24 protein-coding genes are annotated in these 22,889 nt (G+C 59.8%); 3 read left to right on the forward strand and 21 right to left on the reverse strand.

What is annotated here, in order from left to right:
- The first annotated feature begins 74 nt into the window (after positions 1–74).
- A complete protein-coding gene (locus HMPREF3016_RS06155; protein WP_048751768.1) occupies positions 75–833 on the forward strand; it encodes an HAD family hydrolase in 759 nt (252 codons plus the stop codon).
- A 1-nt stretch (position 834) separates the two neighbouring features.
- A complete protein-coding gene (locus tag HMPREF3016_RS06160; protein WP_048754934.1) occupies positions 835–1,674 on the forward strand; it encodes a DUF1109 domain-containing protein in 840 nt (279 codons plus the stop codon).
- A 9-nt stretch (positions 1,675–1,683) separates the two neighbouring features.
- Here HMPREF3016_RS06160 and HMPREF3016_RS11420 read toward each other — a convergent pair whose 3' ends face one another.
- From HMPREF3016_RS11420 to HMPREF3016_RS06260, 21 genes are all read right to left on the reverse strand, one after another.
- A complete protein-coding gene (locus HMPREF3016_RS11420; RefSeq protein WP_256370663.1) occupies positions 1,684–1,815 on the reverse strand; it encodes a hypothetical protein in 132 nt (43 codons plus the stop codon).
- A gap of 254 nt (positions 1,816–2,069) precedes the next feature.
- Positions 2,070–2,777, reverse strand: coding sequence for a methionine ABC transporter permease (locus HMPREF3016_RS06165; RefSeq protein WP_013397874.1), 708 nt, complete (start codon positions 2,775–2,777; stop codon positions 2,070–2,072).
- Positions 2,777–3,901 carry a methionine ABC transporter ATP-binding protein gene (locus HMPREF3016_RS06170; protein WP_070741007.1) on the reverse strand — a complete coding sequence of 375 codons (1,125 nt, stop codon included), beginning with the start codon at positions 3,899–3,901 and terminating at the stop codon, positions 2,777–2,779. The genes HMPREF3016_RS06165 and HMPREF3016_RS06170 overlap by 1 nt, the downstream gene beginning before the upstream one ends.
- Before the next feature lie 189 nt (positions 3,902–4,090).
- Positions 4,091–4,954 carry a MetQ/NlpA family ABC transporter substrate-binding protein gene (locus HMPREF3016_RS06175; RefSeq protein WP_070741009.1) on the reverse strand — a complete coding sequence of 288 codons (864 nt, stop codon included), beginning with the start codon at positions 4,952–4,954 and terminating at the stop codon, positions 4,091–4,093.
- A 313-nt stretch (positions 4,955–5,267) separates the two neighbouring features.
- Entirely contained in the window at positions 5,268–6,059 is a 792-nt protein-coding gene (locus tag HMPREF3016_RS06180; protein ID WP_141757707.1) for a 4'-phosphopantetheinyl transferase family protein, read from the reverse strand.
- Positions 6,060–6,104: 45 nt separating this feature from the next.
- Positions 6,105–6,914 carry an enoyl-CoA hydratase/isomerase family protein gene (locus HMPREF3016_RS06185; RefSeq protein ID WP_070741011.1) on the reverse strand — a complete coding sequence of 270 codons (810 nt, stop codon included), beginning with the start codon at positions 6,912–6,914 and terminating at the stop codon, positions 6,105–6,107.
- Complete coding sequence (locus HMPREF3016_RS06190; protein ID WP_070521891.1) at positions 6,907–7,356, reverse strand: MaoC/PaaZ C-terminal domain-containing protein; 450 nt, start codon at positions 7,354–7,356, stop codon at positions 6,907–6,909. Before HMPREF3016_RS06190 ends, HMPREF3016_RS06185 begins: the two co-directional genes overlap by 8 nt.
- Positions 7,353–8,006: a biotin/lipoyl-containing protein gene (locus HMPREF3016_RS06195; protein ID WP_070741013.1), complete on the reverse strand. Its 654-nt coding sequence runs from the start codon at positions 8,004–8,006 to the stop codon at positions 7,353–7,355. Before HMPREF3016_RS06195 ends, HMPREF3016_RS06190 begins: the two co-directional genes overlap by 4 nt.
- Positions 8,007–8,018: 12 nt before the next feature.
- A complete protein-coding gene (locus HMPREF3016_RS06200) occupies positions 8,019–9,098 on the reverse strand; it encodes an alpha-ketoacid dehydrogenase subunit beta (protein ID WP_210391450.1) in 1,080 nt (359 codons plus the stop codon).
- Complete coding sequence (locus HMPREF3016_RS06205; RefSeq protein WP_070741017.1) at positions 9,095–10,144, reverse strand: thiamine pyrophosphate-dependent enzyme; 1,050 nt, start codon at positions 10,142–10,144, stop codon at positions 9,095–9,097. Before HMPREF3016_RS06205 ends, HMPREF3016_RS06200 begins: the two co-directional genes overlap by 4 nt.
- Before the next feature lie 126 nt (positions 10,145–10,270).
- Complete coding sequence (locus HMPREF3016_RS06210) at positions 10,271–11,224, reverse strand: 3-oxoacyl-ACP synthase III family protein (protein ID WP_004005617.1); 954 nt, start codon at positions 11,222–11,224, stop codon at positions 10,271–10,273.
- Between the two features lie 18 nt (positions 11,225–11,242).
- Positions 11,243–12,424, reverse strand: coding sequence for an AfsA-related hotdog domain-containing protein (locus tag HMPREF3016_RS06215; protein WP_048754941.1), 1,182 nt, complete (start codon positions 12,422–12,424; stop codon positions 11,243–11,245).
- Positions 12,421–13,662, reverse strand: coding sequence for a beta-ketoacyl-[acyl-carrier-protein] synthase family protein (locus HMPREF3016_RS06220; protein ID WP_070741019.1), 1,242 nt, complete (start codon positions 13,660–13,662; stop codon positions 12,421–12,423). Before HMPREF3016_RS06220 ends, HMPREF3016_RS06215 begins: the two co-directional genes overlap by 4 nt.
- Entirely contained in the window at positions 13,659–13,916 is a 258-nt protein-coding gene (locus HMPREF3016_RS06225; protein WP_004005620.1) for an acyl carrier protein, read from the reverse strand. The genes HMPREF3016_RS06220 and HMPREF3016_RS06225 overlap by 4 nt, the downstream gene beginning before the upstream one ends.
- A 114-nt stretch (positions 13,917–14,030) precedes the next feature.
- Positions 14,031–14,795, reverse strand: coding sequence for an SDR family oxidoreductase (locus HMPREF3016_RS06230; protein WP_070535335.1), 765 nt, complete (start codon positions 14,793–14,795; stop codon positions 14,031–14,033).
- 124 nt (positions 14,796–14,919) lie between these two features.
- Positions 14,920–15,420: an ester cyclase gene (locus HMPREF3016_RS06235; protein WP_048751785.1), complete on the reverse strand. Its 501-nt coding sequence runs from the start codon at positions 15,418–15,420 to the stop codon at positions 14,920–14,922.
- A 39-nt stretch (positions 15,421–15,459) separates the two neighbouring features.
- Positions 15,460–16,113 carry an HAD family hydrolase gene (locus HMPREF3016_RS06240; RefSeq protein WP_246828495.1) on the reverse strand — a complete coding sequence of 218 codons (654 nt, stop codon included), beginning with the start codon at positions 16,111–16,113 and terminating at the stop codon, positions 15,460–15,462.
- 15 nt (positions 16,114–16,128) lie between these two features.
- Positions 16,129–17,103: an AfsA-related hotdog domain-containing protein gene (locus HMPREF3016_RS06245; protein WP_070741025.1), complete on the reverse strand. Its 975-nt coding sequence runs from the start codon at positions 17,101–17,103 to the stop codon at positions 16,129–16,131.
- 543 nt (positions 17,104–17,646) lie between these two features.
- The gene (locus HMPREF3016_RS06250; RefSeq protein ID WP_070741028.1) at positions 17,647–19,056 is read right to left on the reverse strand and encodes an MFS transporter; all 1,410 of its coding nucleotides are present in this window, start codon (positions 19,054–19,056) and stop codon (positions 17,647–17,649) included.
- Positions 19,057–19,690: 634 nt separating this feature from the next.
- Positions 19,691–20,158, reverse strand: a complete 468-nt coding sequence (locus tag HMPREF3016_RS06255; RefSeq protein ID WP_070741031.1) for a lysozyme — start codon at positions 20,156–20,158, stop codon at positions 19,691–19,693.
- A 146-nt stretch (positions 20,159–20,304) separates the two neighbouring features.
- Entirely contained in the window at positions 20,305–22,101 is a 1,797-nt protein-coding gene (locus HMPREF3016_RS06260; protein ID WP_083315897.1) for a long-chain-fatty-acid--CoA ligase, read from the reverse strand.
- 417 nt (positions 22,102–22,518) lie between these two features.
- Here HMPREF3016_RS06260 and HMPREF3016_RS11320 point away from each other — a divergent pair, with 417 nt between their 5' ends.
- A complete protein-coding gene (locus HMPREF3016_RS11320; protein ID WP_246828496.1) occupies positions 22,519–22,830 on the forward strand; it encodes a hypothetical protein in 312 nt (103 codons plus the stop codon).
- The last annotated feature ends 59 nt before the right edge of the window (positions 22,831–22,889 follow it).

Consider the following 22,889-nt stretch of genomic DNA (forward strand, 5'->3'; position numbering starts at 1 on the left):
CCTACCTTGTCGGCAAAATCCTACCTGCTCGCGGAATAGGAGTAATAGGAGGGCGGGTGTGAGAAGATGGAGACATGTTTGAACACACCGTGCCCGCATCCTGGTTCCCCCGCTGCGCAATCTTCGACTGCGACGGGGTTCTTCTCGATTCCGAGACCGCTTGGAACCGCGTGCAGCGCGAACTCTTCAACCGCTGGAACATCCCCTTCAGCGACGACCTCGAAGAGCAGTTAACCGGGCTTTCTGCGCATCAGGTTGCCGAAACGCTCGCGCGTCTCTCATATACCGGCGACCCTAACAGCACCCAGGAATACGCCCAGCATCAGCACAATACGCTCACTGAACTTGCGCGCATCGAAGCAGATATTATCAACGCCGGTGTGGACCTCGTACCCGGTGCCCAAGAATTCCTCAGCTACCTGGGCGAGCATATGCCCGTGGCCGTCGCATCCAACTCCACGGCAGGCATTCTCGACACCAAAATGCACACCTACGGGTACGCCCCGCTCGTGCGCACCTGGGTCAGCTGCGACGACGTTCCCCACGGCAAACCCGCACCCGATATCTACCGGGAGGCGGCACGTCGCCTAGGCTTCGCCGGGCCGGATGCGCTCACGATCGAAGACTCACCGGCGGGCGCGCAGGCGGCACGAGACGCCGGAACTAAGGTTCTTATTTACGTGCCCCACGGTGACTTTGCGACGGCACCGCGCGGGTTTGGGCACTTCGACACGTTTACCGACCCGCAGCTTTGGCGCACGGCGCGCGACTGGGTGGCACGGCTGGAGGATTCGGCGGTGAAAGCATCCACAACCCTGATGATGGAGAGCTAAAATGACACCTCAGAACTCGGGTAAAGATGCCCGCAACGAGCAGAATTTTGGCGACCGGCCCGAGAACTCGCCGGGGCAGAACTCGGAGCGAAACCGGGCTGAACAGGCTCGCCCGAATCAGCATGAACAAACCTCGCGCGGGCAGTATCAGAGTGGGCAGGGGCGCTACGGTTTGCGCTTTGAGAACATGAGCGCCGAAGAGCTCGAATACTACCGCCCGTTCTGGGAAGAAAAACCTGACCCGGATGCGGTTCCCCCCGAACTCATCGACCACCTGAAGGTGCGGGCGCGCCGCCGCCTGGTGAACGCCCTCAGCCTGATTGCCGTGGCGGTCGGGGTAACCCTCACGCTCTCGGGCATGCTCTCAGGTGCCCTGTACCTTTCACTCCCCGGTGCTCTCGCCTTCGGGGCAGGCATCTTCGGCTGGGTCGCGGTGCGCCGTCGTCTCTTCGCCTGGCTGCGCCTGCCCGGGGAGAGCGCGCTCAAACGCGGCGAACGAAGCCGCTGGTGGATACTGCCGCACGTGCTTGCGGCGGCGGGAACCGCATCCATTCTGGGGTGTTTCTCGGTGGTGCCGATTATTTACGCGCATGTGGACGATACGCTTAGGCGCAATCACATCGTCATGTGGGGCGAGATCGGCACGACCCTGCTGATTTTCGCGGCGCTCATATACGGCATGATGGCGCTCGGCGAATACACACAGCAGGACGACGACGAACGGGTGCTGCGCCCCACCGACTACGCCCAGCAGAAGGGTACAACCGGCGATGCACCGCAGATTCCGCGGTACCGCCCGGGGATGCTCAACCCGCGTCATAAAGACGATTCCTCGTCGTAGCGGATGCGGTTACGGATGTTGTGATGGGCACAGGCGGCTGGTTTCCCGCCTCAGCCAGTGAGCGACCGGATGCTCGCGTGATTGGACGCCCGCATCACCACCATGCTCCAGCTCAAACATTGCGCGTTCGCTGACGCTCACGACGCAAAACTCGCAACTCGCATGGGATGATGCGGGCTGCGCCAACAACATTCCACGGGCCGACAGTTCCCCGTTACCTCTGTGGCATTTTCGAGAAAAACCCGCTCACCCGGCACACGCGAGAAACACAAATAGGAAGGAACCAGGCTCGGGCTGCACTATACATTCATAAGCCCAAACATAACTCAAGGGGTTTCCCACGAAGAGCGATTGCTTCACGGGAAACCCCTTGAGTGTGCCTAATCCGGCGAGACTTAGCGGCGCAGAGCCTTCTTCGCCAGCATATTGCCGATGAGCTGCACGAGCTGCACCAGCACGATAATGACCGCAACCACAGCCCAGGTGATCTGGTCCTGGAACCTCTGGTAGCCGTCAACGATAGCGACCTTACCCAGGCCGCCGCCGCCCACATACCCGGCCATGGCTGACATATCGACCACGCCGATCACGATGAAGGTGTAGCCCAGGATCAGCGGTCCGAGCGATTCGGGGATCATCACGGTGAACAGAATCCGCAGCTTGGAGGCACCCATCGCGCGGGCAGCCTCAATCACGCCAGGGTCGATCGAGACCATGTTCTGCTCCACAATGCGCGCAATAGCGAAGGATGCGCCGAAGGTCATTGCGAAGATCGCCGCGTTTATGCCTAGACGGGTCTGTACTACCGCGCTGGTGAGCGGACCTAAAGCCGCAATCAGAATAATGAACGGGATAGGCCGCACGATATTCACCAGAACGTTCAGCACCGTGTAAGCAAACCGGTTCTGGAAGATATTTCCGGTGCGCGTGGTGTACAGCAAGGCACCCATAATCAGACCGAGAAGACCGGCAATCACCATCGTTACAGAGACCATATACAGGGTATCGAAGATGGCGGGAACCAACTTATCGGGAATGAAGGTATCCCAATTCACCGACCGGGTTGATGCCGCTAACGGCAGAGTAGTCACAAGTGCAGACATTAGCGCACCTCCTGTACGCGGGTTACGGTCTTCAGCTCGGCAACCGCGGCATCAATACTCGTCACATCGCCAAGAAGTTCGAGGGTGAGGGTTCCGTAGGCTTTCCCCTGCAAGGTCTCAATGCCACCATGCACAATATTGAAGCGCACGTTCCGCGAGCCCAGGTACGCCAGGATTTTGCCGAGTTCCTGGTTGCCTTCCACGATCTCGACATTCACCAGGTAGCCCTTGTGGTTCTTGCGCAGCGCGGCAGCCGCATCGCCGGTGGGGCTCTGCTTGACGGTGGTCGCCACGAATCGTTGCGCAACCTCGGTCTGCGGATTCGAGAAAACCTCGTACACGCTTCCGGTTTCGACCACGCGGCCTTCTTCCATGACCGCCACACGATCGGCGATCGAGGAAACAACATCCATTTCGTGGGTAATCACGATGACCGTAATCCCAAGCTCACGATTGACCTCTTTGAGCAGCTCAAGCACCTCATGCGTGGTTTCCGGGTCAAGGGCGCTGGTTGCCTCATCTGCCAACAGCAGGGAAGGTTTCGTAGCGAGCGCACGGGCAATACCCACACGCTGTTTCTGCCCGCCGGAAAGCTGGCTTGGATAGTATTTCGCGCGGTCTGCCAAGCCCACGAATTCGAGCATCTCCTGCACGCGTTTGGTGCGTTCTCCTTTGCTCCACCCGGCGACTTTGAGCGGGAACTCCACGTTTTGGGCTACGGTACGCGAGTTCATGAGGTTGAACTGCTGGAAGATCATGCCGATATTGGTACGGACTTTTTGCAGCTCAAGGTCACTTTTACCGGAAATCTCGAAGCCGTCCACGGTCAGGGTACCGCTGGTGGTGCTCTCCAGCCCGTTGATCAGGCGCACCAGGGTGGATTTGCCCGCACCCGAGTAGCCGATAATCGCGAAGATCTCGCCCTTCTTAACGGTGAGGGAAACGTTTTTGACGGCGGCAACTTCTTTTTTGCCCTTGCCGAAAATTTTGGAGACGTTATCGATCGTGACCATGGGCTCGGCGCCGGTGTCCGCTGCGCCGGGGCTGATGAGGGTGTTAGTACCCTTCGGTGTGGTGGCGCCGGGCTCTGGGTTCTTCGCCCACGGGGCTGCCTGTTCGCTCACTGTACGCTCTCTTTGCTCTCGTGTGTTTTAGGGCTGGGGCAAAATACGCCGGATGCGCTTGTGCTCGGCGGCGCGCATCCGCATGTATTCACCCCAGGGACGGCAAAGGCGGTAAGCCGGTTTTCGCCTGGTTTTCAGGGAAATTCCGGGTTACCGCATTTACCGTGTGCACTCATGCACGTGTGTGTTTTACTTGCGAAGCGCCGATTCTTCTTTCTGCAGCGCCTGCTTCAGTTCGTCCTGGGAGAGGTTCACCTCAACCGCAGTGTTCTTGGAGTCTTCCTTCACGGCGTCCTGCACGGGCTGGGTGTGGAAGATTTCGACGACCTTCTTGTAGGTTTCGTCGTCTACCTTATCCTTCTGCGCCACGAACAGGTTCACGTAGCGGCGGGCGTCGGGGGTGTTGGGGTCGTCCTGCGCGAGGGCGTCCGAGGGGTTCAGGCCCGCATCCGCCAAGAAGGTGTTATTGATGACGGAAGCGTCCACGGAGTCCAGGGAGACCACGGTCTGCGATGCGTCCACGGGGGTAACCTTGACCTTGGACTTCTCGGTGTCAATATCGTCGTGGGTGGGGCTGTGTACGTCAGACTTGAGGGTTACCAGGTTCTGAGCCTTCAGCAGCAGAATGGCGCGTGCCTCGTTCACGGGGTCGTTCGGGACGGCAATGGTACCGTCCTGGGGAATTTCGTCTACCTTCTTGTGCTTCTGTGAGAAGAGAGCCATGGGGTAAATATTGGTTGAACCGACGATCTGCAGGTCTTTACCCGAGTTCACGTTGTAGCTCGCCAGGTATGCGATGTGCTGGAAGCGGTTCAGGTCGGTATCGCCCGATTCCACGGAGGGGTTGGGCTGGTTGTAGTCGGTAAATTCCTGGTATTCGATGTCGATACCCTGCTTGGCGGCTTCTTCCTTGAGCACGTCGTTAGCTTTCTCGGTGCCGACCACGCCGATGGTGACCTTCTTGTTACCGTTACCGTTGTTCGAGGAGGAACCGCAGGCGGCGAGGCTGAAGACGAGAGGTACAACTGCCAGTGCAGCAACAAATTTTTTCACGGCTATGAAACTTTCTGTTGTTTGGGTTTACGATGCGCCACCACGTGCACGGTCTAACTCCTGTGCGGGTGGTTCCCGAGTTTCCGGGGGTGTTTACCCATTAGAGCATGCCCCCGGGTGTGGATGGTAGTTATTTGACCCCACTGTGACACACTCCGTCAACCTCGTCATATTTCTTAACATTTCGGAGCATGCAGGGTGTGAGTCAGGACTCGGGCGGGTTCTCAGGCTCGGGTTCCGCGCCCTTCCGGCTCCGCGAGCAGGTAGTTTTTACCCCGAGCAGGTAGGATTTTCCGACCTGTTCGGCCGTACCCTACCGGCTCGCGGGTAGGTTTGATACCGACAAGGAAGCGGCAGTCGCCACAAACCCGCCCCCAATAGCCCAACCGCCGGGCAGAACCGGAGCATCCGGCATAGTCGGGATGCGCGCCGTGAAGGTGCCGCGCGCATCCTCTCCCCTGCGCCCCGCCCCAGATTCGACGTCGCAGGCTACGGAAATATCACTCACGTCAAAACCGCGAAAACCCAGGGGGTACCAGGTTTTGAGCGCCGCCTCTTTTGCAGAAAACAGCACCTTCGAGTAGACCCCAAAGGCAAACCGCTTTTCTTCGTCGCGCACAATAAGCTCGTGCACGGCGGCAGAGAGCGGCACCGCGGGTTCAACATCGATCCCGACGCCCGCATAGCGGTGTGCCGAGGCAACCGCCGCCGCACGATACCCGGCGCAGTGGGTCATGCTCCCCACAACCCCGGCAGGCCAGGCGGGCGAACCATCGGCGCGCGGCACGAACACGGGCTCAGTCGGCGGTTCGGTGAGCTCAGGCTCCCGCAGGTACAACCGCTTGAGCGCTAGCCGGGCGCAGGAACGCGCCGTAGTCGCCTCGCGCACGCGCTTGGGGACGGCACTGGCGAAATACTCCCGTTCAGCATCACGAAGGTGCCCGAAATCGCCGGTGGTCTCTGCCACGCATATGTCCGGCGGGAGCAGGCTTCGCATCAGCGATTCGCCCGAGTTCTCGGCGGTGCTAATATGCTCAAACTCCCGCGAATTTTCGGTGCCGTCCGAGCTCTCGGCGCCCTTCATATCGTCAAACGCTGCATTCACGCGGTTCACCATAGCATCACCGCCGCGCCCGCTGAGGTATTGCGCCTAGTCAAAGGACGGAATTTCGTCCCGCTGCATGGCGTGCACCGCATTACGGAAATCCTCGGTAAGCACACCACGGGCGAAGAATTCGTGCTCGGCGTGCATATGTTCTTCAAGTTCCACAACATAGCGCGCGGCCAGCATAGACTTGGCGGCGCGCACCGTATGAGAGGCCGAACCGGCAACCTGCTCCGCAAGCTGTTCGGCGCATGCATTCAGCCCACCCGGCTCAGACACCCGATGCACCAGCGAAAGCTCCTGCGCACGCGCGGCACGCAGAACAGGCTGGGTGTATAACAGCTCGGTGGCGGCACTGAACCCGGCGTAGCGCGGTAAGAACCAGCTCATCCCGCCGTCCGTGGAGGCCCCGATCATGCCGTAGGCAATATTGAGTTTGGTGCGCGGTTCGGCAACACGCAGATCGCATGCGAGCGCTAAGGACATGCCCGCCCCCGCCGCCTGCCCGTTAATGGCGGCGATAAAGGGGATGGGCGCGGCAACGATACCCAGAATAATGTCTTCGAGCAGGCGCGCGAGTTCACGGCTGTACGCTAAGGATTCTTCTTTTTCGCGCGACATACCTTCGGCGAAGTCGTCATAGCTGCCGCCTAAGCTAAAGTCCTGCCCAGCTCCGGTGAGCACGGCGGCTTTGAGCGTATCGTCCTCGTGCAGCCGGTTGAGCACCTCGCGCAGCTCGGTCGCCAGGTGGCGGCTGAGGGTGTTGCGGTTTTCGGGCTGATTCAGGGTCACATACGCGATGCTGCCGCGGCGTTCGAGGAGTACGGCGGGGTTATCTGCGGTGTTGTTAGTCATGAAGTACCATCCGAACTGTGGCTGTTGTGGCGGGTTTGCTCTGGCCTTTAACATGAACGGCAACACGAATTTCGGCGAGGGTGGCATCCCCAAAATCTTCGGCGCTCACGATTGATGCGCTGCCGCATACCTGCGAGTCCACCGGCACGGCGCTGCGGAACCTGGCGGCACTCACCCCGGCGTTCACAAGCATAGAGGTACCCTCTGCGGGGAGCAGCTGCCCGGCGAAGGTGATGGCGAGGCTCAGCAGATACGCCCCGTGCACGATGGTGCCGCCGAAGGGGGTGTGCGCCGCGCGGTACGGGTCTGTGTGAATCCACTGGGTGTCGCCGGTGAGATCGCCGAAGCGGTTGATGTTCTGCTGGCTGATGCGCATCCAGGGGGTCTCGCCCAGGGGTTCGCCGATGCGCGCGCTCAGGTCGGCGGTGCGTTCCGCAGTCATGATGCGCCTCCGGCGGCGTGATCGGCGGCGGTTTGTACGTCTTCGGGGGTGATAGCGCCGCCTGCGCCGGTTCCGGTGACGGTTTTCAGATCGACTCCGAGGGAGCGGGCGAGCCTGCGCACGGCGGGCGAAACTTTGGCACCCGAACGGGCCTTACCGCCTTGAGTTTTGGCGGATTTTGGCGGCAGCGCGGTACCGGTGCCGCCGGGTTTGATGGGCATTTTGCCCCTGCCCACCAGGTGTTTGCTCTCTCCCGCGCCGGATTTGGCGGGGAGCTTATCGGCTGAATCCTTCGCGGGGGCTTCTGCACCAGCCATGGGCGCCTGGGTCTGCGGGGTGGGGGTGCGCAGCTCGATGAGGGGCGCATCCACGTCGACAACCTGACCGACCGGTTCGAGCAGACGCACCACGACGCCCGCGACCGGCGAGGGGATTTCGACCGTGGATTTGGCGGTTTCGACCACTACGAGCACCTGATCCAGCTCAACCTGCTGCCCTTCGCTGATGAGCCACTCGATAATCTCGCCCGAGCGAAGCCCCTCCCCCAAATCCGGCAGATAAAAGGTGAAGGGGTAGCCGGAAGCGTCGGAACCCTCGGGCGGTAAGGGCTCGGGGCTCGGGGCGGATGAAGCGTGCGGTGTATCAGTCATGGCGTGTTTCTCCTAGTCGTTCTCGGCGTAGAGGGTTGCGATAGCGCCCAGAATCTTCTCTTCGTTTGGCAAATACAGGTGTTCCAGCCCGGGTGGCGGATAGGGCACGTCCAGGCCGGTCACACGCTCTACGGGGCGTTCTAAGTAATCGAAACAGCGTGAGGTAATGCGCGCCACCACCTCGGCGCCGAATCCGCCGGTCTGCGGGGCCTCGTGTACCATGACGGCGCGGCCGGTGCGCATCACGCTTTCGCATACGGTGTGTTCGTCGAACGGGGTGAGGGTGCGCAGATCGATCACCTCAACGCTGTACCCGTATTCGGCGGCGGTTTCGGCGGCGGCAAGCGCCATCGGTACCGTCGGCCCGTAGCTGATAAGGGTTACGTCCTCGCCGGGGCGGCAAATTCGTGCCTGCCCAATCGGCAGAGGGTTCGCCGAGGTATCAAGGTCACCCTCTTCCCAGTACAGACGCTTGGGTTCGTAGAAAATCACCGGGTCGTCGCTGCGAATCGCCTGGCGCAGCATATGGTAGGCATCCGAAGGGTTGGAGGGGGTGTACACGTGCAGCCCGGGAGTATGCGCGGCGTACCCCTCCGAACTGTCGCTGTGATGCTCCACGGCACCCACCCCGCCGCCGTAGGGCATGCGCACCACCACGGGCATGGAGAGGTCGCCGCGCGTGCGGTTGCGCATTTTCGCCAGATTGCTCACCATCTGTTCAAAGGCGGGGTAGCCGAAAGCGTCAAACTGCATTTCGATCACGGGGCGGAACCCGTACATTGCCATGCCGATCGCAGCCCCCATAATTCCCGCCTCAGAAATAGGGGTGTCGAAGCAGCGTTCCTCACCGAACCGTTCGGTCAGCCCGTCGGTCACACGGAAAACACCGCCGAGGGTGCCTACGTCCACGCCGAACATCACCACGCGGTCGTTATGCTGCATTTCGTGGCCCAAGGCCAGGTTGAGGGCGCCCACCATTGAGGTTCGCTGCACCGCATCCGAGCGGGATTGGGTCGATTTCGGCGCCTGAGGTGCGGTGTCAGATGCGGTCTTCGCGTCGCGTACCTGAGTATCTGCTGCCTGCTGGCTCATGCGTTTTCTCCATTCTGCGCGGCGTGCTGTTGTGCGTACTCCTCGGCGACGGCGCTCAGGGTTGCCGGCGGGTTCACATACACGTGGGCGAAAAGATCCTGTGGGTCGGGCATCTGCAGCTGCATCATGCTGGTGCGAGCCTCGGAGGCGATCTTTTCTGCGGCTAAGATCGCGTTTTCGATATGGGTCTTCGCGTTCGGCAGGCGCTGGTACATCTGATGCTGAATGCGGGTGAGCGGGTCACGCCCGCGCCACTGCTCAACTTCTTCACGGCTGCGGTACCGATCGGGGTTGTCGGAGGTCGTATGCGGCCCCATGCGGTAGGTCATCGCCTCAATCAGGGTGGGGCCGCCACCGGCGCGGGCGCGCTCGACGGCTTCGTGCAGCCGGGGGTACACCTGCTCAAAATCGTTGCCGTCAACCCGGTATGCGGGCATGCCGTACCCTTCACCCTTCGCGGCGATACTTGCCGCGCGCATCTGCCGGGATACGGGGGTTGAGATAGCGTACCCGTTATTCTGCACGAGGAAGACGACGGGTGCCTCGAAGACGGCGGCGAGGTTAAGCGCCTCATGAAAGTCGCCTTCGCTTGTGGAACCGTCGCCGCACATCGCGAGGGCTACCGTGGAGTCACCGGCGAATTTTGCTGCCATTGCCAGACCGACCGCGTGGGCGGTATGCGTGGCGAGCGGGGTTGCCTCCGGGGCGGTATGCGTTTTCGTGGGGGCATACCCGCAGTGCGAAGACCCGTGGAAGGGCGAGAGAACTTCGGCGAGATCGATACCCCGGCTCATGACGGCGACCGAATCGCGGTAGGTAGGGAAAAGCCAGTCGGCGGGTTCTAAGGCGAGGGCGGCGGCAACCTGGCATGCCTCCTGCCCCAGGGATGAGGGGTACGCCCCCATATATCCCTGTTTGGCGAGGTTGCTCGCCTGCTGATTAAAGTGCCTGCCCGCGATTATGGCGGCGTGGGCGGTGATGAGCAGGTCATCGCTCACACCGTTCTGCACCTGCTGCGGCGGGGATTGTAGTGTTCTGTTGGGCATGTTAACGCCTATCTGTCGGTCCCCTCATAAAAGGCTCTTTTTATGAGGGGTGTGGGTTGCATAAGAGTGAAATGCGGTGGCGGATTCTAGCTGCGCGCAACCGGGATGCGCCCTGGCCGCCAGCGCTCAGGCGGTGGTTTTGAATCCGATTACGCCCGCGCCCCAGGTGAATCCCGCCCCGAAGGCGGTCAGCGCCAGCAAGTCTCCCGGTTTCACGTGCCCCTCCTGTTGCCCGACGGCTAGGGTAATCGGGATGGAGGCGGCAGAGGTGTTCCCGTACCGGTCGATATATGAGAGCACTTTGGAGGAATCCCAGCGCAGCCGCCGTGCGACCGCCGCCATAATCCTGCCGTTGGCCTGGTGGCAGACCAGCTGGTCGATCCTCTCCGGATCAATACCGCACGAGTCGAGTACATAGGTGATTTCCTCGGACATCGCATCCACCGCCGCCATATAGACCTCGGCGCCGTCCATCACCACCTGCTGCGTGGAGTCAGATATATACAGTGCCTGCGCCTGGCTGCCATCGGAACCGAACGAACACATATAGGGGTATTCGTCCTCGCTCACCTCGGGGGCCGCCTGTACGATAGCGGCACCGGCACCGTCGGCGAAGAGTACCGCCGTGCCCGCATCCTCGGGGTTGGTCAGGCGTGACATTGCATCGGCACCGATGACGAGCGCCCGGTCGATACTGCCCTGCTCGATTTTTGAGGCGGCGTAGTCGAGGGCGTACAGGAACCCGGAACATGCGGCGTTCAAATCAACCGCGCCCACCTGCGGGGCGCCTAAACCTGCGGCAACGACGGGCGCGAGCCCCGGCGAAACCTGGTCGGCGGTTGTGGTTGCGGCAAGCACAAAGTCGATTTCTTCGGCGCTTATACCGGCATCCGCAAGCGCCTTCTCGCTCGCTTCAAGCGCCAGCTCGGCGAGAGTCTGCTCCTGGCGCAGGTGGTGGCGCTGGCGCACTCCGGTGCGACTGGCAATCCATTCGTCGTCCACGCCGAGCGCGGCGAATTCGCTGTTTGGAATGGGGTCATTGGGCACGGCGGCGCCAACGCCCGAAATTGTCACACTCATGGTGCCTTTCTTGAATTTCTAGATAAAGGTGAATCGGCTGCGTGCCTTAACGGCACCGCCCTGATTCACGGTGATCTCTGTCTGATAGGTATCGCGGTGTTTCTCGCACCGCAGCAGGTTGAGGGTTGGAATCTCGGTGAGCTCCACGAACTCGAAAAATTCGTGGGATTCTTCTGCCACGCGCAAGTCTGCGGGGTCTGCCCCGGTACGATGCGCGAGCGCCGCTACCGCGAACTGCCGGGCTGCGCTTGCCATCATGAGCCCCGGATAGTGGTCCAGCGGGCGGTCGAAATGCCGTGGCGGGGCTGTGGGCACGATGCGGCATTGGGCTAGTGCGGGGGTTCCCTGCGGGTTCTGAGGGGACAGTTCCGAGGTTTTCTCCCGCGGCTCTTCCACCTGTTCCTGGGCGGTTTCGGTACCGTGAGCCGTATCGTTATGGTGCACGTCTCCGATCAAAACCTGGGATGCGTCGCTCACCCCGCACAGGCGCGCGGGGGCAGCCTGCACGTGCCCGTACGGCGTTCCCCACACACGCACAGCCTTCGGGAGTCCGGCGGATGCGCCACCGGCGGAAGCCGCATCCTGGATTTCTGCGGTGTTCCCGAGTTCACCGCGCAGTTCCTCGAAGGTATCGGCGGTGAGGAAGAGCGCCGCGCCGTCGCTTTTAGCCAGGCAGGTATCGCCCACCCAGAGGGTGATCGCCCCGCTGATCGCATAGCACGGCTGCCCGCGCCTGCGGCGGATGGTGCTCACGGGAACGTGCAGGCTCAGCTCGATCGGCTCGTCTGCGCCGGTTGTGTCGGGGCCGCGAACGTCGCCGCCCAGAACATGCGGGGTGAAGGTGAGCCCTGCGCCGCAAAGCACGAAATGGTCGGCGGATTTCACGCCGAGCGCTTCGCGCCCGAGCGCCTCGATCCCCTGGCGGTGCAGGTCTTGCAGGTATTCCACATCGGTCACGCTCAGCTTGAGTGGCCCGCTCACATCGGGGGCGATGCGCGTATCGTACCGCAGGAACACGCGGTATTCCCCGCCATTCGCCGGGTCTTCAGCGGAGGGTTTTTCCGCGTGCGTGAGGTCCGCATCGGGTGCTGTGCTGGGGGCAGGATGGTAGGCGCATCCGAGATACGCCGCATATCGCGGGTCTGCGGATGCACGTCCCGCCGCCAGTGGCGCATCCTCGGGAGGCTGCCGAGTACTCATGCGCGTATCGCCAGGGTCACGTTGTGCCCGCCGAAGCCCAGGGAGTTTGAGAGTCCCAGCCTTTTGGGTGTGCCGTCGGCCGCGCTGAACGTGCCGGGTGCTAAATCCTGCGGTTCGCCGCTGATGCGCACCCGCCCCAGTCGCTTATCCAGGTTTTTCAGCCCCAGGGTGGGCGGTGCCTGCCCGTGCCGAAGCGCCTGAAGCGTGGCGATGGTTTCGACGGCGCCCGCAGCCCCGAAGAGGTGCCCGATCGCCGATTTCGTGGAGGAAACCGGGATGTTCTCAAGAGCATCCCCGAGCGCCTGCCGCAGCACGTTCACTTCGGTCGTATCGTTCAGCTCGGTTCCGGTGCCGTGAGCGTTCACATACGACACCTGCTCGGGGGTTGCCCCCGCGGTTTCAAGCGCGCGGTTGAGCGCATAGGCCGCATACTTGCCGTCCGGGTTCGGCGCCGTAATGTGGTGGGCGTCTGAGGAGAGCCCGTACCCTGCGATTTCGCCCAGTACCTCGGCGCCCCGGGCGCGGGCGTTCTCGGCTGATTCGAGCACGAGAATACCGGCTCCCTCCCCCAGGTTGAAGCCGTTGCGCTCTTCATCGAAGGGGGTCGAGTTCCCGTCGGGCGAGATCGCCCCGGCGGCGTTGAAGATAGCGCGGGTGAACCGGGTGGTTCCCGCCTCTGCGCCGCCTACGACGGCCGCATCCGCCTCGCCCAGCAGAATACTGCGCACACCGGCGATGATCGCCTGCGCCCCCGAGGAGCACGCCGTGACGATTGCGGTTGTTTCGCCGTGCAGCCCGTGGCGCATCGAAATATGCGCGGGCGCGGCGTTCGCCATCATCATGGGCACGGTCAGCGGCGAGACTTCCTCGGCGCCCTCGGTGTGCATCACTAAATGCTGCGTTTCGAGGGTGTCCAGCCCGCCGATAGCGGTGCCGATATAGCAGGTGATGCGCCGCGCATCGCACGGCAGTCCGCCGCCCCAGCCCGCCTGCGCGATAGCCTCATCGGCCGCCGCCACGGCAAGCTGGGTGTATCGGTCCATGCGGCGCATCTCGCGGCGACTGAGCGGGTTCTTCACGTCAAAGTCGAGGCATCGCCCAACCTTGCCGCCCAGCCCGTTCTCGTTTTCGTCGTTCAGCCCGCTCAGGCCCGCCACGGCACGCTCATGCAGCGCCTCGGCGCCAACACCCAGCGGGGTGACGGCACCGATTCCCGTGATGACTACTCTCGTACTCACTTCTCCTGTGCCTTTTCACGAATAATATCTACGGCATCCTGCAGGGTGGCGGCGTTTTCAAAATCCTTGGGCTTGACGGGAATCATCAGCTGCTTCTTGACCGCCTGGGTGAGCTCAACAACGTCTAGGGAATCGAGCCCCATCGAATCGATTTTGGCGTCGAGTTTGACGGTGCTGGCGGGCACGCCCATGTCGATCACCTGCTGGGTCACGAACTCTTCCAGGGATGCGGTGTTGACGGGGGTCTCAGTCATGGTTCTCTCCTCATGGATTATCTGGTGTTTTCTGTGGTTGGTTATCTTGTGTTCACGGCGGGTACCCGTGAACTCATACGGCGAACGGCGGGCTTGCTCGGGGCGAGCGCGAACCTAGTTCAGCGAAAACGCCTGAGCGCTCAGCCCACCATCTACCGCAATGCTCTGCCCGGTAATGTAGTCGGCGCGGTCGCTGGCGAGGAACGCCACGCACTCGGCAATATCGCGTGCCTGCGCGGGTCGAGCCATCGGCACGGCGCGCTGCACCGACTGGGTGAAGGTTTCAACCTCTTCGGTCATGGAGGTTTCAACGAGTCCGGGGCATACCGCGTTCACGGTCACCCCGCGTCGCGCCACCTCGATAGCAATCGCGCGGGTTATTCCTAAAATTCCGCTTTTCGCAGCGGAATAGCTGCCGGTTCCGGCGATTGTCCTCCCGGCGAGAATCGAGGAAATATTGATGATTCGCCCAAAACGTGCGCGAATCATCGGTCCCAACGCCCGCCGAGAGGTACGAAAAACCGAGCTTAAGTTTGTCGAAATCGCCGCATCCCATTCGTCGTCGCTGAGCCCCGCAACCAGCCCGTCGGAACGAATTCCGGCGTTATTAACTAGCACGGTGACCTGCCCTAACGAGTCTTCGAGTGCATCAAAGGCGTCATCAACTGAGGTGGTGCTGGTGACGTCAATTTTGATGGGCATCGCTGACACGCCACACTCGCGGATGCGCCCGGCAACCTCTTCGGCGCGCTCGATTCCGGTGGCGTAGCCGACGGCTATATTCCATCCGTCCTGCGCCAGTCTGAGCGCGATTTGTGCGCCAATATCTCCCGACGCTCCGGTGACGAGGGCGCATCCTGGGCGCTTCTGGTGTGTCATCTGACTCCTTAGGTTTGGTTCTTATGCTGCGGCGGGTTTACGGCGTATCATATGCCGTGGTAGTTCGCCGCGCGGTGCTCAATAGCGTTACGTGGGATGCGTGAATGCGTGTTTCGCCCGTGTTTTAGGCGAAGGCGGCCTGCCCGGCGTCTGCGGGGGTGGGGTACTCGGAGTTGAGAACACCGATCTGGCGCAGCAGGCCGAGCTCATCGCGCCCGCCCCAGTGCTCGATTGCCTTGCCATCTTCAACACGGAATAGGTGCAGGTGGTGAATCTCGAAGGGCTTACCGGTGGCGGGAATACCCATGAACTCGCCGGTATGAACGCCGCTGAACTTGATCACCATGGTGTAGTGCTGACCGTCCGCGCTTGCCACGATCTTCTGGGGCTTCCACGAGGCATCGGAGAACGCCTGGTTCATGTATTTCGCGGTTGCCAGGTACCCTTCGGGGCCGCCGCCAACGCCTTCGCTCGCCTCATGATCGACGAAGTCGGGATGAATGTATTTGCGGGCGGTTTCGATATCCATGTTCGTGAAAATCTCAGCCACGCCGAGGGCAACGGTGCGCAGGTCTTCGGGCATCTGCGCCATCATGTCTTCGATAATATTTCCCCACTTGCCCATGGGTTTTCCTTTCGTTGGGTGACCTGCCGGTCACGGGGTTTAAACTGTTTCCTCTGCCGGTGAGAGCAGGGGGTGCAGCTGTTTCACGCACTCTTCGGTTGTGGTGAATTCGATGGCATCCCACCCGGCTGCACGGGCGCCTTCGCAGTTACGCGCAAGGTCGTCAATGAGGATGCACTGCGCCGGGTTCACCCCGGCAAGTTCTGCGGCGTAGTCGTAGATACCGCGCTGCGGTTTGCGGTATCCAACCTCGAAGGAGAGCACGATATCGTCGAAAAGGTCGGGTTCGTTGAGCATGGCGCGCCAGTGGCTATCCCAGGTGGGCACCATATTTGAGATCAGCCCTACCTTCACGCCGTGCGCCTTGATCTCGTGCAGGTACGCCACCCAGGATGCGTTGGGCTCGCGGTCGCGGAACCAGTCGTCGGCGAGGGTGTCGAGCTGGAATGCCCCGCCGACCTGTTCGGAAATCTCGTTCAGCCATTCTTTTTCGCTCATCAGGGGCGTATCGACGAGTTCTAGCGGGTCGGTGAGGTTGTGGTTGCGGGCGACCGCCTCAAATCCCGCGCGCAGCTGGGACTCGGTGAGCCCGTATTTCTGGCAGAAGACGCGCATCGTGTGGCTGACCGGCGGGGTGAGTACTCCGCCGAAGTCCGTCCACACATATTTCGTGGTGTTGTAGTCGGGCGACATAAAGGTCCTTGTCATCTAGCTTTTGAGCGCGAAATCCGCGATCTGCCGGTTATCTTGTTCAACCACGAATTCCCCGGGCGCGGTTGCACGGATCTGCACGGGTGAATCGAGTTCTGCGAATGCCAGGAAATTCCCGCGTATTGAGGAAATTTCGGGGGCGCGCTCGCTATCCGGGCGGGTTGCCAGGTAGAGCTGCCGTGCCGCCTCGGTCAAAATTTGCATGGTGATGTGGTCGTAGGCGTGGTCGAAAAGTGCCTTATTCGACACGTTCGGGGTCACCTGCGCCGTCGGGGTTCCGGTGGTGTTCAGCTGCGAGATCACCACGTTGAGGGGGTTGCGCCTGCCCACACGCTCGGGGGCGATGGGATCCTGCACGTCTGTGAAGGTCAGCTCGTGCAGGTTCGCGGTCGTGGGCGGCGGGGTGCCGCGGTATTCGCTGCGCAGCGCCTGCAATTGGTTTTTGGTGAGGATGCGCCCGCCGCTAAAGTGCTCGGCGATCACCCGGTTGCCCATGATGAGCTGCTGGTAGCACCGACCGGAACGCGGGGCGCCACGCCGAATGGAGGTCCAGTCGAAGTAGTTGCGAATCAGCAGGTTGGTATCTTCGGGGTTTAGCGCAGCGATTTCATGCGGATAAATCGTGAGCCCAAACTCGTTGGAGATCAGGGTGTTTCCGGCGTCTACACCGACTTCGTGGGCGCTGGCAATAGTCGCCTGCCGCGCAATTTCGAGCAGCAGGAGCGCATCGGGGGTTCCTTCGGCATCGTTGTAGATGCTGTCGTGAAAGAAGCTGTGCGATGAGGGCAGCTGCGCCGCCACGAGCACATGCTGCGCGCTCTGCCGGCGAATGTCCGTGAGGAAAACTTCGGAAACCGCTGCACGGTGTACCTTATGACGATCGACGGTACGGTCATAGTGCAGATCTTCTATATCCGGGTCTATCGTGATAGTTTCGTCGAGCTCTGGTACCGACTCGTATATGAGGGTCATATGCCCTCCTCCTTTGGCTGTGGTTGGTGTATGTTGCACGTGGTTACGGGATCCCGTGGGGCTTACTACGTGCGGGTGAGTAAGCTCCTTGGGTGTGCGTTATCGGTGTTGTTATGCCCTACCGCTGGATATGTAAATTATTCGATATAGATTCTCAGTGTCAAGAAAATATAAGTACAGTCACTGTACCGTGAAGGTGCGATGATCCCTTGATATTCCTGCGGATTCACGGTGGATATGGGCTGCGAAAGACCGAAAGCGTAGCGTTTGTCTATCCCGGCGTATACCTGGGGGTGCACCGCTGCCCGTGAGGTTGGGTCAGCGAGGCTCTGAGTGTCGGAAGGGTTCTATTGCTCAGGCAGCGCACCGCATCGTGCGTTATCTGGCGTCTGTTCTGGAATCCGGTGATTTCGTCGGTGTTCATAGCGTTCATTCCTTTTTCATCCCTACCGTGTGGGTAGGAGATACCATCGGAACGTTTCGGAAGTTTGAGTTAGGTTCTGATGGTTGTCTGTGGTTGGTTGAAAAATATGTGCAGCTGGTCTAGGGCAACTTAGCTGCGGGTTCTGGCGCGACCGCTCGTTCGACGGCGGGTTCGCCAGTTTTGGGAAGCACGGTGAAGACGGCAACAGCACCCAAAAGACCTACTGCCGCACCTACCCAGCACGCAGCGGCTACGCCTCGGGGCGATTGTGCCGTTGCGGTGGCGATTCCGATACTTCCCATCAGCGCGATACCCAGGGCGCCGCCGAGCTGCATAGCAACATCGGCAACCGCCGAGCCCGCGCCGGTTTGTTTCTTGGGGGTCGATTCAATGATCGAGTTCACGGAGGCCGGGGCGCCAAAACCCACACCCAGACCGAACGTGAAGAGCGCTACCACAACCTGCCCGCTCTTGGGCGAGGGACTGATAGCCAGAAGCACCATGCCGAGGGCGACCATGAGAGGGCCGGTGGCGGAGACGGGACCCAGCCCGAACTTTTCGACGAGTTTGGGCGAGATCGGTGCCACAAGAACCGCCGAACACATGGCGAGCATATGCAGACCGGACGTAAAAGGGTCAAGCCCTAGGACGAACTGCAAATGCTGAGTCATGATGAACAGCCCGCCGAAGACCCCGAAAAATACCGAAGAGATCGTCAGCAGCGGCCCACCGAACCGACGGTTACGGAAAACCTCATGGCTGAGCATGGGCGATGCGCTGCGGCGCTCCCACACGATGAAGATCAGGCTCAGCACCACACCCGCAATCAGCAGGGTCAGCGTCAAGCTTGAGGTCCAGCCTGCTTCCGGGGCGGCGATAATACCGTACACCAGCAGGGCGGGACCGAAAATCGAGAGGATCAGCCCGAAGAAGTCCAGGCGGGAAGAGTGCTTTTTTGAGGATTCCGGGGCGAGCATCAGGCATGCCAGGAATGCCACGGCAATAATAGGCACGTTGATCAGGAAAATTGATCCCCACGAAAAACTTTTAAGCAGCAGTCCGCCCACGATGGGACCGAGCGGAATACCCAACGAGGACATTCCTACCCAAATTCCGAGAGCTTTAGCACGTTCATGGTCTGGAAAAATATCACGAATAAGTGCTAGGGTCGAAGGCATAATAAATGCTGATCCGAGACCCATAATTACTCGTGAAAAAATAAGTACTTCTGCATTAATAGAGAAAGCCGCCAGTATTGAACCAAGCAGCAAAATAAACATACCGGCTAGAAAACTTAGTTTATGTCCGATTCTGTCGGCGAGGCCGCCAAAGAAAAGTAGCGGTGCGGCAAATGCAAGTGAATAGGCTGCAACAACCCATTGCAATTGTTCACCCGTTGCCTGTAGACCAGTCTCCATAGACGGTATAGCGACCGCGACAATGAGCGAGTCCAGCCCGGTCACAACCAGCGCTAGGCACATAAACCCGAGGATGGCCCAGCGCTTGGGGTGGGGTGTAGTCACGCTCATTTTTGGTCCTTGAAGTGGTTGGAAGACATAACTATATGTAACAGTGATGTCTCAAGTATACAGTTCAAATTAGGTCTGTCAATCGTTTATTTTCTCTATTTACAGGTCAATTATTCACATATATTTATTGCCACCCGAGAAACAAAATTAGTGTCGATGTAAATTATTGAAAGAATTGAGAGAGTGAAGGTTTAGTTTTTATGTTTTCCTTGTAAATACTTTCATCAAAATTCCCCGACGATTATCACATAAACCTCTCGCGCTGTGTTGAGCGTGTAGCATAATCCACCCCATTCACTACGATCCGTTCGCCGTCTGCAGCGAAGGCGAGCACACACTGAGAGCTTCTTGTGTGGGATGCGTTACGCCCCAAAATTTTCGGTGTGTCCGTCTGCTATGCACTACGAAGCGAGGGAGAAACAAACCGAAGTCTGTTCCTCCCTCGCTAGAATCTATGGGCTCATAGTGAGTGTTTCTGGAACCTCGTAGTCTTGTAGAGCGTATCCGTTAGACCAGATCACGCACTATTTATTCTGAGTAGCCAGTCAGGGTCTTCACCGATTCGGAAGCTTTAGAGCTTTTCCTGAAGAACCCGTCATGGTAGCTAACGCCCGACATCGTACCGCACTGAATCTTATGCTTGGGGAAGTGAAGAAAGATACATAGCCCGTTCCTCAGACCTGCGCTTATAAAGCCCCTCTATGAATTTTCCGCCAGCGTGCGAGTATTGCAGCAGAGCATCCGCGGCAGCCTGATAATTTCCCTGGTTCGTGAATTCGAGAACATCACTCGACTTAAAGGTACCCGCGCCCAGGTTGAAGGTGAATGACACGAGCGCATCGTATTGCTTCTGAGTAATTTCACGAGTAACAGCAGAATTCACAGCAGCTTCGGTAGGCTTCAAATCTGCGCGAAGGATCTTCTCCCCTTCTTCTTCAGTGATATGCTGCCCCTCATGGATGGGGTACTCCTCAATACTGGGCGCATAGATCGAATGCCCGTAACCGATCGTGAGAACGCCCGCCACATCGTAGTAGGCGTCACTCCTGAACCCTTCTTTCTCTTTCAAGAAGGCAATTCCTTCAGGTGATATCTGATGCATTGGTATCAACTCCTCTGAAGAATAATTACGATTTCATTAAGAGGTTCCGGTCCCCACCGTAACTAAGGATTCAGAGTCATACAAGAGGTATAACAGACAGCCTTCTGCCTTGACGCTCGAACTCGCAGTTGTGCCAGAGTGTGTTTTTAATCAAGCTCCCCGCTGGCAATTAACTGTTCACGTACCTTGCGGCGCAGAATCTTGCCGAGCATCGACCGGGGCAGATCGTCCACCGCCACAATCTTGCGCGGCACCTTATAGCGGGTCACGCGCGCATAGCAGTGCTCGCGCAGCGCATGTTCATCAACCGCGTGCCCTTCGGCGGGAATCACGGCGGCGACCACCGTCTCTCCCCCGCTGGCCTGCGGGATGCCCACGACCGCCGCATCCGCCACGGAATCGTGCTGTTTCAGGGCGGTTTCCACTTCGGTGGGTGAGACGTTGAAGCCGCCGGTAATGATGACTTCCTTAATACGATCCACGATCTGGATGAAGTAGTCTTCGTCCAAACGCACAATATCGCCGGTGCGCAGCCAGCCGTCAGCCGTGATGGTTTTCTGCGTGTCTTCCTCACGTTTCCAGTACCCGGCGAAACACTGCGGGCCGTGAACCCACAGTTCGCCCTCGTCGCCGAGCGGCACATCCTGAAGAGTTTCGGGGTCTACCACGCGAATATCGGTCGAGGGGAAGGGAATGCCGATTGACCCGGCGCGGCGCGTATCGTTGAGCGGATTGCATGAGACGAGCGGCGCGCACTCGGTCAGCCCGTACCCCTCAACCATGTACCCGCCGGATGCCTCCTCCCACTCAGCCACCAGCTCGGGCGGCAGGTTCATGGCTCCCGAAACCGCATAGCGAACGCCCTGCAGCGATATGCCCTGCTCTTTGGCGACATCCATCAGGCGGCGGTAGACCGGCGGTACTGCGGGCAGAATCGTGGGGCGGGTCTTCTTCATTGCCTTAGTAATCAGGCCCATATCGACGGTTGGGAAGAGCACCAGCCGGGCGCGGCACAGTGCCGCAATCGTTACACCCAGGGTCATGCCGTAGGCGTGGAAGAGCGGCAGCACCGAGTAGATGCATTCGTCGTCGCTGGGTTTAATCCAGGCTTCGCCCATGCGCCCGTTCGATTCGAGGTTGCGGTGGGTGAGCATCACGCCTTTGGGCAGTCCGGTGGTGCCGGAGGTGTACTGCAAGAGCGCTACGTCGTGAGCGGTGGGCCGTTTAAAGTCGGGGTCGATCGGCGGGGTCTTGAGCAGCTGCGCCCAGCTTGTGGTTCCGGGGGCGGCTCCTTCAAGTTTTTCGCGGGATTTGCGTGCCTTTTTGATCGGCAGTTTGAGCGCCGCACGGGTGAGGGCGGGCATCGCTTTAATAAGGTTCACGGCGTAAATATGCGCCGGTCTGATGTCTGCGGGCAGGCCCGTAATATGCCCGGAAATTTTATCCCACACGATGGCGGCCTTCGCGCCGTGATCCTCAAACATGTGCCGCAGTTCGGCCCCGGTGTAGAGGGGGTTGTGTTCCACGACGATCGCGCCCAGGCGCAGAATCGCGTAGAAGGCAATAATATGCTGCGGGCAGTTGGGCAGAATCAGGGCGACCCGATCCCCCGCCTGCACCCCGGCCAGGCGCAGCCCTTCGGCGGCGCGGTCGATCTGACTGCCGAGTTCGGCGTAGGTGGTGGTTGCGCCGAAGAATTCGAGGGCGACCTTGTGGGGAACCTCGCGGACGGCATCGTCAATCAGGTGGCTCAGCGAGGTTTCGGGCAGGTGAACGTCTACGGCGACGCCGGGTGAATAATTTTTGAGCCAGGGGCGATGCGCCAGCGGGTTCTGCCCGGAAGCGGTATCAGGCGTAGTTTGAACGGGTGCAGGTCTTTGAGATTCCTGCGCGGGGGCCTGGGCATCATGCGGATGCGAGTCGTGATATTGCGGGTCAGTCATGCTTCGATTGTGCCTGTTGAGACCTGTTTCGCTCAACCCGCGACGCGCTGTGTGCTCCCATTCGGCGAGCATTCCGCCCCATTCCGCGAGCAGTATTCGAGGTTTCTTCGACTATACACTCGCTCCCACTTGCGACGTCTCTATATACAACGACGTACACCCCGTGCATCAGCACGCATCGCAATGTTACGGTGGAAAATATGAGTGAGAAGTCTTTCGGCAATAATCCCACACAGCAGAATTCGAGCTCGCAGATCTTGGCAGCGGGCACCGCACGCCCGGCTCTTCCTCTCCGGAAACTCTACGGTATGCGTTTGGGATTAGCAGGTATAACGCTTGCGCTCATAGCTCAGACTTTTCTTGCCATCTTTTATCCGAGTTCTCTCAATATATACATCCTCACCTATCCTCGTTACTGTGCTCTACTGGGCTCTGCAGATCACCGCGACAGTATTTTATCTGCGGTCACGGTATTTAGGGTTTATCCTCGGAGCCAATATCGTGGGTGCGCTGCATCATGGGCTTGACCTCTTCATGCTTATCTTCCTGGGGCTTCTGTATCATCCGGACGGTATCGGTCATTATCTCGAAGGGGCAAACGCTGTATATATAATTGCTTACTGGCTCGGACAGGCTGTTACCCTCATCGACTTTACGCTCTGCATTGTCTTTATCATCGTGCTCATGCGTGTGTTTTCTCGCCGCAGCCAGAGCAATGTTCAGTTCTAGCGCCTAGCCAGTTCCCTGCGTTCAAGCCCTAGTTGAGGGCACTATGCAGCAAGCCTGCA

It is taken from the genome of Rothia sp. HMSC065D02, assembly GCF_001815285.1.
GTDB lineage: Bacteria > Actinomycetota > Actinomycetes > Actinomycetales > Micrococcaceae > Rothia > Rothia dentocariosa.